The 13,091-nt window shown below is 66.4% G+C and carries 11 protein-coding genes; 8 read left to right on the top strand and 3 right to left on the bottom strand.

Annotation, left to right across the window (positions count from 1 at the left end):
• Nucleotides 1-190 precede the first annotated feature (190 nt).
• Nucleotides 191-1,498: an HlyD family type I secretion periplasmic adaptor subunit gene (locus XM53_RS04810; protein ID WP_057790829.1), complete on the bottom strand. Its 1,308-nt coding sequence runs from the start codon at nt 1,496-1,498 to the stop codon at nt 191-193.
• Nucleotides 1,495-3,234, bottom strand: a complete 1,740-nt coding sequence (locus XM53_RS04805) for a type I secretion system permease/ATPase (RefSeq protein ID WP_057790827.1) — start codon at nt 3,232-3,234, stop codon at nt 1,495-1,497. Before XM53_RS04805 ends, XM53_RS04810 begins: the two co-directional genes overlap by 4 nt.
• A gap of 167 nt (nt 3,235-3,401) precedes the next feature.
• On the opposite strand from XM53_RS04805, the gene XM53_RS04800 reads away from it, so the two are divergent.
• The 3 genes from XM53_RS04800 to XM53_RS04790 are packed head-to-tail and all read left to right on the top strand — an operon-like array spanning nt 3,402 to nt 5,490.
• Complete coding sequence (locus XM53_RS04800) at nt 3,402-4,199, top strand: MlaA family lipoprotein (protein WP_201455387.1); 798 nt, start codon at nt 3,402-3,404, stop codon at nt 4,197-4,199.
• A complete protein-coding gene (locus XM53_RS04795; RefSeq protein ID WP_057790825.1) occupies nt 4,192-4,788 on the top strand; it encodes an MlaC/ttg2D family ABC transporter substrate-binding protein in 597 nt (198 codons plus the stop codon). Before XM53_RS04800 ends, XM53_RS04795 begins: the two co-directional genes overlap by 8 nt.
• Nucleotides 4,789-4,836: 48 nt before the next feature.
• Nucleotides 4,837-5,490, top strand: coding sequence for an isochorismatase family protein (locus tag XM53_RS04790; RefSeq protein ID WP_057790823.1), 654 nt, complete (start codon nt 4,837-4,839; stop codon nt 5,488-5,490).
• An 8-nt stretch (nt 5,491-5,498) separates the two neighbouring features.
• Here XM53_RS04790 and XM53_RS04785 read toward each other — a convergent pair whose 3' ends face one another.
• On the bottom strand, nt 5,499-7,694 hold the full coding sequence (locus tag XM53_RS04785; protein WP_057790821.1) for a transglycosylase domain-containing protein: 2,196 nt from the start codon (nt 7,692-7,694) through the stop codon (nt 5,499-5,501).
• A gap of 334 nt (nt 7,695-8,028) precedes the next feature.
• Here XM53_RS04785 and XM53_RS04780 point away from each other — a divergent pair, with 334 nt between their 5' ends.
• The 5 genes from XM53_RS04780 (at nt 8,029) to XM53_RS04760 (ending at nt 13,059) form a co-directional block, all read left to right on the top strand.
• Nucleotides 8,029-8,367, top strand: coding sequence for a P-II family nitrogen regulator (locus XM53_RS04780; protein ID WP_057790819.1), 339 nt, complete (start codon nt 8,029-8,031; stop codon nt 8,365-8,367).
• A gap of 29 nt (nt 8,368-8,396) precedes the next feature.
• The gene (locus XM53_RS04775; protein ID WP_057790817.1) at nt 8,397-9,740 is read left to right on the top strand and encodes an ammonium transporter; all 1,344 of its coding nucleotides are present in this window, start codon (nt 8,397-8,399) and stop codon (nt 9,738-9,740) included.
• 127 nt (nt 9,741-9,867) lie between these two features.
• Nucleotides 9,868-10,764 (top strand): CPBP family intramembrane glutamic endopeptidase, encoded by an 897-nt coding sequence (locus tag XM53_RS04770; RefSeq protein ID WP_057790815.1) that lies wholly within the window; start codon nt 9,868-9,870, stop codon nt 10,762-10,764.
• Nucleotides 10,765-10,825: 61 nt separating this feature from the next.
• A complete protein-coding gene (gene accD / locus XM53_RS04765) occupies nt 10,826-11,788 on the top strand; it encodes an acetyl-CoA carboxylase, carboxyltransferase subunit beta (RefSeq protein ID WP_057790813.1) in 963 nt (320 codons plus the stop codon).
• The gene (locus XM53_RS04760; RefSeq protein ID WP_057790811.1) at nt 11,785-13,059 is read left to right on the top strand and encodes a bifunctional folylpolyglutamate synthase/dihydrofolate synthase; all 1,275 of its coding nucleotides are present in this window, start codon (nt 11,785-11,787) and stop codon (nt 13,057-13,059) included. The genes accD and XM53_RS04760 overlap by 4 nt, the downstream gene beginning before the upstream one ends.
• Nucleotides 13,060-13,091 lie beyond the last annotated feature (32 nt).

Here is a 13,091-nt window from a genome sequence, read left to right as displayed (position 1 = left end):
CGCGAACGCTAGCCGCTCGGCGCACCGATGCAACCGCAAAAACCAGCGCGGGCTTTTTCTTGCAAGGAATACTCACGATCCCGTCGCCGGCCACGTGGCCCGCCCCCCGCACGCGCGCGTCACGCCCGCCAAACGCCCCGAGGTGCCCCAAAGGGGCGCCGAGACATCCTGCGCGCCGCAGGCGCTCCGCCTATTCGCGAAACGCCTTGGCGAAGTAATCCGTCAGCGGTTTCGTCAGATAGGCCAGCGGCGTGCGGTCCGCGGTGCGGATGAATGTCTCCACCGGCATCCCCGGGATCAGCGTCACGTCCTCCGGCAGACGCTCCCGCTGGCCTTCGCTCAACGCGACCTCGGCCCGGTAATAGCTTTGCTGCGTCGCCTCGTCCTGAAACGAATCGGCCGAGATCTGCACCACCTGCCCGATCAGTTCCGGCGTCGTCCGCTGGTCCAGCGCCGAAAAGCGCAGCGTCACCTCCTGCCCCACGAAGAGCTTGTCGATATCCGTGGGGTTCACCTGCGCGTTGATGATCAGCGGGCGGTCTTGCGGCACCACGTAAAGGATCGGATCGGCCGGCCGGATGACCGACCGCAGCGCAAAGACCTGAAGTCCGTAGACCACCCCGCCCACCGGGGCGGTGATGTCCAGTCGGCTCATCTGCTCGATCAGCGCACGCCGCTCTTCCAGCAGTTCCAGCTCGCGGAACTGCAAGTCGCGCAACGCCGTGATCGCTTCCTCCCTGCGCTGCGTGCCCAGCTTCAGAACCTCGATGTCGATCTCGGTGATCCGGCCTTCGGATTGTGCCACTTGCGCGGCCAGCTCGCCCAACTGGCCCAGCATCCGCGATTTTTCCCGCTGCAGCGCCAGCACACGCGAGGCCTGCGCCAGCCCCCGGTCCAGCAGCGATTGCTGGTCGGTCAATTCCTTTTCGATCAGCGCCAGCTGTTCGTCCATCGCCGCTTGCTGCGCCTCGATCCCCTCGATCTGGTTGCCGATCTGCCCGCGCCGCTTTTCAAGCTGGGAAATCTCGCTGGCCACGGTCTCGTTGCGCGCCGTCAAAAGCCGCCGCTGCCCGCTCAGAAGTTCGGCCACCTCCGTGTTGCGCGCCGCCACCTCGCTCACCAGGTCGGGGAACGTGATCTCGTCCCGCTCGTCGCGCTCGGCCTCCAGACGTCCGCGCCGCGCCTGCAACTCGAACAGCTGGTTCTCGGTAATCGCCAGCTGAGATCGCACTGCGGTGGCATCCAGCCGCAACAGCACCTGCCCGGCCTCCACCGTGTCGCCCTCGTCGACCTCGATCGCCGCCACCACGCCGCCATCGGGGTGCTGGACCACCTGCCGGTTCTGGTCGACCTCGATCTGCCCGCTGGCGATCACCGCGCCCGATATCTCGGTCACGGCGGCCCAGGTCCCGAAGCCGCCCACCAGGATCAAAAGCCCGGTCACGCCCACGATCATCGGGGTTCGTACCGACCATGCGCTGCGCGTGTCGTCGCTCATCGCACACCTCCCGGCAACGCGCTCGCGGTAATCTCTCCGGCGTTCTTGACCACGTCCTTCAGCACCTCGTCCTTGGGCCCGAAGGCGCGCACGATGCCGCCCTCAAGCATCAGCAACTGGTCGCATTCCCGGATCGCCGCGGGCCGGTGCGCCATGATCAGCACCGACTTGCCCTCGGCCTTGAAGCCGCGGATGGCGTGGTTCACCGCCTCGCTGCCCTCGTTGTCGAGGTTCGAGTTGGGCTCGTCCAGCACCACCAATACCGGGTCGCCATACATCGCCCGCGCCAGCCCGATCCGCTGCATCTGCCCGCCCGACAGCCGCCCGCCCCCGGCGGTGACCCGCGTGTCATAGCCGTCGGGCAGCTTCAGAATCATGTCGTGCGCATCGGCCTTCTTCGCCGCCTCAACAATCTTGGCCGGGTCCGGCTCTTCGGCCAGGCGAGAGATGTTCTCGGCGATGGTCCCCTCGAACAGCTGCACGCGCTGCGGCAAGTACCCGATATGCTCGCCCAGCACGCGCGGGTCGAACTGATCGAGCGACGCGCCATCCAGCCTAATGCGCCCGCCCGCGGGCCGCCACAGCCCGGTCAGCGCCCGCGCCAGCGTCGACTTGCCGGCACCCGACGGGCCGATCACGCCCACCGCCTGGCCCGGCTGGACAGTGAAACTGATGGTCTTCAGCGCTGCCTGCTGGTCGCCCGGCGGCACCACGGTTACCTGTTGCACCTGCAACAGCGCCTTGGGCTTGGGCAGCGGCGTGCGCGACTGCTCGGGCGGCACCAGCGCCAGCAGCTCGGTCAGCGAGTGCCAGCCTCGCACCGCCCGCTGCACCAGCGCCCATTGCCCGACGGCCAGCTCGATCGGCGCCAGCGCCCGGCCCATCAGGATCGAGCCCGCGATCATCGCGCCCGGCGTCAACTCGTTCTGCAACACCAGATAGGCGCCCAGCCCCAGCATCGCCGACTGCAGGAACAGCCGAAAGGTCTTGGTCGTGGTGGTGAACGTGCCAACCAGGTCCGACGAATTGATCTGCGCGCGCAACGATTCGCCCCGTGCCTTCTGCCAGCGCGAAAACGCCTGGTCGCGCATTCCCATGGCCTGCACCATCTCCGATTCGTTGCGGATCTGATTGGCCAGGTTCTCGGCGGCGGCCGTGCTCAGGGCCGACTTGGCCGCCGGCTGCTTGGTGACCGTCTGGTTGATCACGGTCACCAGGATGATGATCCCGCCGCCCACCAGCGCCAGCGCGCCCAGCCACGGATGGAACAGCCAGATCCCGGCCAGGAAAACCGGCGTCCACGGAATGTCGAAGAATGCCATCAGCACCGGCGAGGCCAGCAACCGCTGCACCGCCTCCAGGTCGCGCATCCCGGTCTCGGACTGGTCGCCGGGGGCCAGAGCCGACTTGCGGATCACCGCGTCGAACACCCGCCGGTCCAGCCGCGCCTGGAACCGCGCCGCGACCCGGCCCATTACCCGCCCGCGCGCGTAATCCAGCAGGCCCATCATCCCGTACAGGAACACAACCAGCACGCTCAGCGCGATCAGCGTCTCGACCGACCGGCTGCCCAGCACCCGGTCATAGACCTGCAACATGTAGATCGGCCCGGTCAGCATCAGCATGTTGACGAAAAAGCTGAAGATGCCCACGAACCAGTAAAGCCCCCGGCTCTCGCGGCGGGCAGCACGCAGTTCCTCGCGGCCCGCATCCAGTCTTGCCTTGCTAAGTTGCATCCCGCCTCTTCCGCGTCGCGCTACATCGTTGCTTGAACGATACCCCGTTCCGGCTTACTACCATTGGCACTGTTCTGCCACAGGACATCGCCGACACCACGCCGTATCCGGGTAAAATCAGCCGTTTGATTATGTATAACCGCAATAGTTTAACCAAAGTCTGACCGTTGCCACATTTCTCGTTCATCCGTCAACCAAAGCTGCGCGCGGCCGGCCTTGCGCTTGTCGTGGCCCTGGTCTCGGCGGGCTGCACCCCGACGCCGGCAGGCCACCCGCCGGGTCAGGCCTTCGATCCCTACGAAGAGGAAAACCGCCGCACCCACGCCTTCAACCGGGCGCTCGACAGAAATCTGGTGGGGCCGGCGGGCAAGGGCTATTCCGGCTTCATTCCCGACGATGTCGAGAACATGATCGGCCGCTTCGCCTTCAACCTCTCGATTCCCGGCGCGGTGGTGAACAACATCCTGCAAGGCAACATGAAAGGCGCGACCGAAGACACCTACCGCTTCGTCGTGAACACCACCATCGGGCTGGGCGGCCTTTTCGATACCGCGTCCGAACTCAACATGCCCCAGGCCACCGACGCCGATTTCGGCCAGACCCTCTATGTCTGGGGCGTGCGCGAGGGCGCCTATATCGAACTGCCCCTGCTTGGCCCCTCGACCGAGCGCGCGGCGGCGGGCAAGCTTGTCGATCTCTTCACCAACCCGCTCACCTACGTGCTCGACGAGCCGCAGAATTATTACCCCACCGTCGCCTCGGGGGCCACGGGCCTGTCGGACCGCGGGCGCTTTGCCGACACCATAGACTCCGTGCTTTACGACAGCGCCGACAGTTACGCCCAGGCGCGGTCGCTCTATATTCAGAACAGGCGCTTCAAGCTCGGCGGTGGCTCGGGCGGGGCGCTCGATGACCCTTATGATGCCGAACTCGGCACGCCGCTGGAGGACCCCTACGATGAATGACATGTCCAGACGTTTCCTGATCGGCGCCGGTGCGGCCGCCACGCTGCTGCCTGCCCTGCCCGCCTTCGCCCTGACCGAGGCCCGCGCTCGCGCGCTGATCGACCAGGCCGTGGCCGAAATCAACCGCGTGATCGCCTCGGGAAAATCCACGGGCGCGATGATCGCGGATTTCGAACGCATCTTCGCCCGCTACGCCGATGTGAACATCATCGCGCGCTCCACTCTGGGCAACGACTCGCGCCGCGCGACCGCGGCCCAGATGCGGGCCTTCACCGCCGCCTTCCAGGGCTATATCGCCCGCAAGTACGGTAAACGCTTCCGCGAGTTCATCGGCGGCCAGATCCAGGTGACCGGCGTGCGCCAGGTCAAGTCCTGGCACGAGGTCCGCTCGACGGTGAAACTGCGCGGCAAGTCGCCCTTCACCGTTCTGTTCCTGGTTTCCGACCGCTCGGGCCGCGACCTGTTCTTCGACATGGTGATCGAAGGCGTCAGCCTGCGGCTCAGCGAACGCACCGAGATCGGCGCGATGCTCGACCGCAACGGCGGCAACATCGACGCCCTTATCGCCGACGTTAAACGCTCGGGCTGAGTCCGGCACTATTGGCATTCCACAGGCCCTCAGACTGGACGTGCACCCATGATCGCCCAATTCGGCACTGAAACAGCCCTCTTGCTGATCGACGTTCAGAAGGGCGTACATGATTTCGGACACTGGGGCGGCAAGACCGGACGCATGAACAATCCCGACTGTCACGCGCGCCTTGTCGATCTTCTGACCGCATTTCGCCAGGCGGGCCGCCCGGTGGCCTTCACCCAGCACGACAGTATCGAACCCGACAGCCCCTTGAAGCTGTCGCTGCCCACCGGCGCCCAGTTGGACGGGCTGGAAATCGGCCCCGGCGACATCGCGATCCGCAAAAGCGTCAACTCGGCCTTCATCGGAACGCCGATGGAACTCGAGCTCAGGCGTGCGGGCATCACCCGGCTGGTCATTGCGGGGTATTTCACCAATTTCTGCGTGGAAACCTCCGTGCGCATGGCCGGGAACATGGGGTTCGACGTGTACCTCGCCCACGATGCCTGTGCGACCTGCAACCGGATCGATCTGAACGGTGTCGATCACGATCCGCAGCTCGTGCACGACCTGTCGGTCGCCGCGATGCACGGGGAATTCTGCACCGCGCTGACCTCCGCGCAGATCATCCGGCTGCTGGCCTCCGACGCGCCGGACCTGACCCGCGCACAGGGCAACGAATCGCAAAGCCGGCGCCCCGAGATGCGCTCGGCATAGAACCCGCCCTACTGCCCCCCGGTCGCCGGGCCCAGCAACTCGTTCAGCATCCGGTTGATCGTGGCATCGCGGTCCCGGTCCTGGTTCTGCCGAGGCTGCGAGCGCGGTAGCTGTTGAACCTGCGGCTGCGGCTCGACCCGGATCATCGGCAGATCCTTCACCGGCACACCCTCGTTCACCCGCACCATCGTCTCGCGCCAGATATCCGCGGGCAGGCCGCCGCCGGTCACACCCTTCAGCGGCGTGTTGTCGTCATATCCCATCCAGACGCCCGTCACGTAATCCGCGGTGAAGCCCAGAAACCACGCATCACGCGCCGCCTGTGTCGTGCCCGTCTTGCCCGCGGCCTGCCGGTCGGGCAGCTTGGCGCGCGCGCCGGTGCCCGACTGCACAACCTCGTACATCATGCCCATCAGCTTCTGCGCCGCTTCCTGCTGGATCACCCGCTCGCCGATGCCGCCGCTCTTGCGCATCAGCGGGTCGTCTTCGCCCAAAAGCTTCAGTTCGACCAGACCGTAAGGCGTCACCGACGAGCCGCCGTTCAGGATGCCGGCATAGGCCCCGGTCATCTCCAACAGCGTGCTTTCCGACGCGCCCAGCGCCAGCGCCGGCCCCTCGGCCAACTCGTTGTCGATGCCGAAATCGCTCGCGACCCGGCGCACCAGGTCCAGCCCCACGCTCTCGGCCACCTTCACCGCCGGGATGTTGTAGGACTGCGCCAGCGCCCGGATCAGCGGCACCCGGCCATGGAATTTCTTGTCATAGTTCTCGGGGCACCATTGCCCCGACCCCGGAATGTTGCGGCAATAGGGCTCGTCCACCACGATCGACGTGGGCTCGTAACCCAGTTCCAGCGCCGTGGCGTAAACAAACGGTTTGAAGGCCGATCCGGTCTGCCGCTTGGCCATCGTGGCGCGGTTGAACGCGCCCGTGACGCGCGACTTGCGCCCGCCCACCATGGCCCGCACCGCGCCGTCGGCACTCATCACCACGATCGCCGCCTGCGCCTCGGACCCGTCGCTGACCTTGTTCTCGAATACCCAGTCCAGCGCCTCCTCGGCGGCGCGCTGCATCCGCTGGTCCAGCGTGGTCTGGATGATCACGTCCTCGGTCGTGTCGCGGGTGAACAGTTCCGGCCCGCTGTCCATCACCCAATCCGCGAAATAGCCCCCCGCCTGCGCCTCGGCGGCCTCCGACAGGGTGGCGGGGTCGTTCTGTGCCGCCTGCGCCTCGGCGTCGGTCAGATAGCCCTGTTCGTTCATCAGCCGCAGCACCGTCGCCGCGCGTGCCTGCGACCGCTCCAGGTTGGTTGTCGGCGCCAGCCGCGTCGGCGCGGTCAGCAATCCCGCCAGCATCGCCGCCTGCGACGCGTTCACCTCGCGCGCGCTCACGCCGAAATACCGCTGCGCCGCGGCCTCCACGCCAAAGGCGCCGCCGCCGAAATAGGCCCGGTTCAGATAGATCGACAGGATCTCGTTCTTGGAATATTTCGCTTCCATCGCCATGGCATAGATCGCTTCCTTGGCCTTCCGGCTCAGCGACCCGCGGCGGCAATCCTGAACATAGTCCGCCTCGCTCTCCCATTCGCTCTCGTCGTACTCCACGCCCAGGCACAACAGCTTCGCGGTCTGCTGGGTGATGGTCGACCCGCCATGGCCCGACAGCGGCCCGCGCCCCTCGCTCAGGTTGATGCGGATGGCGCTGGCGATGCCGCGCGGGCTCAGGCCGAAATGCCGGTAGAACCGCTTGTCCTCGGTGGCCAGCACTGCGTTGCGCAAGTCAGGACTGACCGTGTCGGCCGTGACCACGCCGCCAAACTGGTCGCCGCGCCAGGCAAAGACGTCGCCCTCTCGGTCCAGCATCGTCACCGACCCGCGCGCCCGCCCATCCAGCAGCGCGCGCACGTCCGGCAGCCCGGCATAGACATAGGCCACCGCCAGCGCCGTCACCAGCAGCACCACTGCGGTCACGCGCCATGTCACCACCCAGAACAGCCGCAGGACCCAGCGAAACAGCCGCCTGATCCAGGCCACAGGCCCGCGCCCGCCGCCGGAACCGCCGCCACCGCCCTTGCGGCGCGTGCGAGTCGGCGTCGCAGGCTTGCGCGCAGCGGTCTTGGCGCGGCTCTTGGCCGGCGCCTTCGCGGTTTTGCCGTATCGCCTGTCTGCAACAAGTCGCGGCGTTTTTCGCCCCTGGTTCCCCATGCCCTTACCTGCTCGGACCTCTGGTTTCTGCGCAGTCTACAGGTCCTCATTCGGAAAGTAGACCCCCAAATGCGACTTCCTTCACCCCTGTGCGGTGCCGACCCCGGCTCACGCCGACGCCGGACCGCACCCGCCCCACCAAGCGAGGTTTCGCCCATCAATGCGATTCTTATCTGCCCATTTATTAGTCATTAAATGATAAATGCGCATAATTTGTGCATTTAGTTACGATTTCCGCCCGTTTCCCCGGCGCTCACCCTTCCAGCCCGGCGCATCTCCGTCACTTTCTGCATCAGCGAAATCAATCTCGCCCAAGCAACCGAAAGGGACATCTGTGAAACTCATCATTGCAACCATCAAGCCGTTCAAGCTTGAAGATGTGCGCGAAGCGCTGACAGGGATCGGCGTGCGCGGCATGATGGTGACCGAGATCAAGGGCTTCGGCTCTCAGTCGGGTCACACCGAGATCTACCGCGGCGCGGAATACGCCGTGAATTTCGTACCCAAGATCAAGCTCGAGATCGCCGTCGCCGCCGGCATGGTCGACCAGGTGGTCGAGACCATCGCGACGACCGCGCGAACCGGCAAGATCGGCGACGGCAAGATCTTCGTGCTCGATATCGGGCAGGCCATGCGCGTGCGCACCGGCGAAACCAACGATGACGCGCTTTGAAGACGCGCGAAAGAAGGGATAACATCACTATGAAACGCTTTATTCATCTGGGGCTCGCCGCAACCGCAATCGCGGTCCTGCCCCAACTTGGCTTTGCTCAGGAAGCGGCAGAAGCCGCCGAAGCCGAAGCCGCCGCACCCGGTTTTGACGAGATCGGCCCCTACATCATGACGACCCTGCTGTTCTGCATGGCAGGCTTCCTGGTGTTCTTCATGGCCGCGGGCTTTGCCATGCTCGAAGGCGGGCTGGTGCGGTCCAAGAACGTCACCATGCAGATGACCAAGAACATCGCGCTCTTCTCGATTGCCGCGATCATGTACTGGCTCGTCGGCTTCAACACGATGTACCCGGGCGACTTCAACGGCTACTTCGCCATCGGCGGGCAGACCGTGCTCGATCCGGTGGGCGTGGCCGCGGCAGATGCAGCACTCGATTACGCGTCGATCGGCTCGGACTTCTTCTTCCAGCTGGTGTTCGTCGCCGCCACCGCCTCGATCGTGTCGGGCGCGCTGGCCGAGCGCATCAAGCTGTGGCCGTTCCTGATCTTCGTGATCATCCTGACCGGTTTCATGTACCCGATCTCGGGCTCGTGGAAATGGGGCGCAGGCTGGCTCGACGCCATGGGCTTCCAGGACTTCGCCGGCTCCACCGTCGTGCACTCCGTGGGTGGCTGGGCCGCTCTCGCCGGTGCCATCGTGCTGGGCCCGCGCCTGGGCAAGTACGGCAAGGACGGCAAGGTGCACCCGATGCCCGGCTCCAACCTGGCGCTCGCCACCCTGGGTACATTCATCCTGTGGCTCGGCTGGTTCGGCTTCAACGGCGGCTCGCAGCTTGCCATGGGCACCGTGGGTGACGTCTCGGACGTAAGCCGCATCTTCGCCAACACCAACATGGCCGCCGCGGCCGGTGCGGTGACCGCGCTGATCCTCAGCCAGGTGATGTACAAGAAGCCCGACCTCACCATGGTGCTCAACGGTGCTCTTGCGGGTCTCGTTTCGATCACCGCCGAACCTCTGGCGCCCACGCTCTTCGGCGCGCTCTGGATCGGTGCCGTGGGTGGCGTGATCGTGGTCCTGACGATCCCGATGCTCGACAAGCTGAAAATCGACGATGTGGTCGGCGCCGTTCCGGTGCACCTCTTCGCCGGGATCTGGGGCACCATCGCCGTGATCTTCTACAACGGCGACGCCAACCTGATGACGCAGCTGACCGGCATCGTGGCCTACGGTGTGTTCACCTTCGTGGCGAGCCTGATCATCTGGTTCATCCTCAAGGCCGTCATCGGCATCCGGGTCGGCGAAGAGGAAGAGATCGCAGGCCTCGACATGTCGGAACTGGGGATGGAAGCCTACCCCGAGTTCTCGAAAGGCTGAGACGAAATCAGAATGGGTCCTCCCGACCCTTGACCCTGACCCGGGCGTTCGCGCCCGGGTTTTTTAATTGGCCGCCCCTGCGCAAACGCCATTGCGGTCCACGCCCCCGCGCCCTAGCTCTGGTCCCATGTCCGACGCCTACCGCCCACACGAAGCCCTGGTCGCCCCGGCCCGCCGCACCGCGTCGCTCGTGCGTCTGGTACTGGGCGGCGTCATGCTGTCGGTCCTGTTCCTGTCCACGATCTTCGCCGCCTCGGCGCTGCTCAACCTGGTCCTGCCCGGCGCACCGCTCGATGACACCGCCGCCGCGCTGGCAAACGGCGGCACCCCTTACGGCGTCCTGGCCAACCTTTATATCTTCGGCTTCATCATCCTCGCGCTGGCCATCACCGGGCGCGCCGTGCACGACCGCCCCCTGCCCAGCTTCGTGGGCGACTGGCCTCGCGCGCGCCAGCATTTCGGCCGCGTCTGCCTCTACATGGTGGGCCTGCACCTCGCGCTTTCCATCCTGCTGCCCGCCACGCCCGACCTGACGCCCGAGGCCAACCTCGCCCCGTCCAGCTGGCTTGCCTTCCTGCCCCTCGCCCTGCCAGCCATCCTGGTTCAGACCGGGGCCGAGGAACTGGTGTTCCGCGGCTACCTGCAAAGCCAGCTCGCCGCCCGCTTCGCCAATCCCCGCATCTGGATCATCGTCCCCGCGATCCTCTTCGGCCTGCTGCATTACGACCCCGTCATCAACGGCGACGCCACCTGGCTGATCGTCGGCTGGGCCACGCTCTTCGGCATCGCCGCGGCCGACCTCACGGCCCGCACCGGCACCATCGGCGCCGCCCTCGGCCTGCACTTCGTCAACAATTTCTTCGCCATCCTCGTCGCCGCGCCCGCGGGCAATTTCGACGGCCTGGCGCTTTACACCTACCCGTTCGCCCTGGGCGACACCGATGCGCTCTGGGTCTGGGCCCCGCTCGACCTGATGCTGCTCCTGGTCAGCTGGCTCACCGCCCGCCTCGCCCTGCGCGTCTGATTGCATTTCCCCCGCGCACGGCTTATTTCAGGGGCGATTTGCAACGGGAACTGGGCCACCGATGAACTGGATCACCAATTACGTGCGTCCGCGCATCAACTCGATCTTCTCGCGCCGCGAGATCCCCGAGAACCTGTGGACCAAGTGCGACGAGTGCGGAACCATGCTGTTCCACCGCGAACTGCGCGAGAACCTCAACGTTTGCACCTCCTGCGGCCACCACATGGCGATCACACCGCGCGACCGCTTCACCGCCCTGTTCGACGGCGGCACTTTCACCCCCGTCGCCGTGCCCCAGCCCACCGCCGACCCGCTGCACTTTCGCGACCAGAAGAAATATCCCGACCGCCTGCGTGCCGCCCAAAAGGCGACCGGCGAGACCGAGGCGATGCTGGTGGCCTCGGGCGAGATCGGCCGCACCCCCATCGTCGCGGCGGCGCAGGATTTCTCGTTCATGGCAGGCTCCATGGGCATGTATGTCGGCAACGCCATCATCGCCGCCGCCGAAGAGGCGGTGAAACTCAACCGCCCCCTCGTGCTCTTTTCCGCCGCCGGCGGCGCCCGGATGCAGGAAGGCATCCTGTCGCTCATGCAGATGCCCCGCACCACCGTCGCCGTGCAGATGCTGAAAGAGGCCGGCCTGCCCTATATCGTCGTGCTGACCCACCCCACCACGGGCGGCGTCACGGCCTCCTACGCCATGCTGGGCGACGTCCATATCGCCGAGCCGGGCGCGCTCATCTGCTTCGCCGGCCCGCGCGTCATCGAACAGACCATCCGCGAGAAACTGCCCGAGGGCTTCCAGCGCGCCGAGTACCTGCTCGACCACGGTATGCTCGACCGTGTCACCCCGCGCGGCCAGATGCGCACCGAACTCATAACCATCCTGCGCATGTTGCTGAACCTGCCGCCCGCCGTCACCGCCGACCTCCCCGCGCCCGAACTGCCGATCGAGGAAGAGCTTCAGGACGCGGCACAGTCCGACGCGGCCGCTGACCAGACCGCGGACGACTCGGAGAAATGACCGCCCCCACATCGGACGTCATCCTCGACCGGATGATGGCCCTGCACCCCAAGATCATCGACCTCACGCTCGACCGCGTCTGGCGCCTGCTTCAGGCTCTGGGCAACCCGCAGGACGCGCTGCCCCCGATGATCCACATCGCCGGCACCAACGGCAAGGGCTCGACGCTGGCGATGATCCGCGCCGGCATCGAAGGCGCGGGCAAGACGGCCCACGCCTACACCTCGCCGCACCTCGCGCGCTTCCACGAACGCATCCGCCTGGCGGGCGAGCTGATCACCGAACCGCACCTGACCGAGGTGCTCGACGAATGCTACGCCGCCAATGGTGGCGAGCCGATCACCTATTTCGAGATCACCACCTGCGCCGCCCTCCTCGCCATGTCCCGCACCCCCGCCGACTACACCCTGCTCGAGGTCGGCCTCGGCGGCCGCCTCGACGCCACCAACGTCGTCGCCAACCCCGCGCTCACCATCATCACGCCGGTCTCGATGGACCACGAACAATACCTCGGCGACACGCTTGCCAAGATCGCGATTGAAAAGGCCGGCATCCTGAAACGCGGCGTCACGTGCATCGTCGGCCCGCAGGACGAGGAAGGCATGGACGCCATCGAGGCTGCCGCCCAGCGCACACGCAGCCCCCTTCTGGCCCACGGTCAGCACTGGCATGTCACCACCGAACGCGGGCGGCTGATCTACCAGGACGAAACCGGCCTCCGCGACCTACCCCTCCCCAACCTGCCCGGCGCACATCAGTACGAGAACGCCGGCGCCGCCCTCGCCGCCCTGCGTCACCTCGACCTCGGCGATGCCGCGCTCGAGGCGGCGGTCACGCAAGCCCATTGGCCCGCCCGTATGCAGCGCCTCTCCACCGGCCCGCTGGCCGAGGCCGCACCACAGGCCGAACTCTGGCTCGACGGCGGCCACAACCCCGCCGCGGGCCGCGCCCTGGCCGCGCACCTCGCCTCCCTGCCACCGCGCCCCACGCATCTTGTCTGCGGCATGCTCAACACCAAGGACATCGCCGGTTACCTCTCGCCGCTCGCCGGCGTCGCCCAAAGCCTCACCGCCATTTCCATCCCGGGCGAGGCCAACACCCTGCCCGCCGACGCCACCGCCACCGCCGCCGCCAACGCGGGCCTGCCGTCAGGCACCGCGCCCAGCGCCCGCGCCGCGATCGAGAACATCGCCGCCAAGGATCCAACCGCCCGCATCCTCATTTGCGGCTCACTCTACCTCGCCGGTGCGATCCTGCGCGAAAACGGCTGATTTTCGGCCCCGTCCCGGGCTTGCCCCGGGGC

The organism is Roseovarius atlanticus (assembly GCF_001441615.1).
Classification (GTDB): Bacteria; Pseudomonadota; Alphaproteobacteria; order Rhodobacterales; family Rhodobacteraceae; genus Roseovarius; species Roseovarius atlanticus.
The sequence above is the reverse complement of the archived record's forward strand: the minus strand, read 5'-3'. Positions and strand labels throughout refer to the sequence as shown.

What these genes read in the sequence shown, in the direction of transcription:
- XM53_RS04810 (WP_057790829.1), bottom strand. Translation starts at nt 1,498, where the DNA reads ATGAGCGACGACACGCGCAGCGCATGGTCGGTACGAACCCCGATGATC.
- XM53_RS04805 (WP_057790827.1), bottom strand. Translation starts at nt 3,234, where the DNA reads ATGCAACTTAGCAAGGCAAGACTGGATGCGGGCCGCGAGGAACTGCGT.
- XM53_RS04795 (WP_057790825.1), top strand. Translation starts at nt 4,192, where the DNA reads ATGAATGACATGTCCAGACGTTTCCTGATCGGCGCCGGTGCGGCCGCC.
- XM53_RS04790 (WP_057790823.1), top strand. Translation starts at nt 4,837, where the DNA reads ATGATCGCCCAATTCGGCACTGAAACAGCCCTCTTGCTGATCGACGTT.
- XM53_RS04785 (WP_057790821.1), bottom strand. Translation starts at nt 7,694, where the DNA reads ATGGGGAACCAGGGGCGAAAAACGCCGCGACTTGTTGCAGACAGGCGA.
- XM53_RS04775 (WP_057790817.1), top strand. Translation starts at nt 8,397, where the DNA reads ATGAAACGCTTTATTCATCTGGGGCTCGCCGCAACCGCAATCGCGGTC.
- XM53_RS04770 (WP_057790815.1), top strand. Translation starts at nt 9,868, where the DNA reads ATGTCCGACGCCTACCGCCCACACGAAGCCCTGGTCGCCCCGGCCCGC.
- accD (WP_057790813.1), top strand. Translation starts at nt 10,826, where the DNA reads ATGAACTGGATCACCAATTACGTGCGTCCGCGCATCAACTCGATCTTC.
- XM53_RS04760 (WP_057790811.1), top strand. Translation starts at nt 11,785, where the DNA reads ATGACCGCCCCCACATCGGACGTCATCCTCGACCGGATGATGGCCCTG.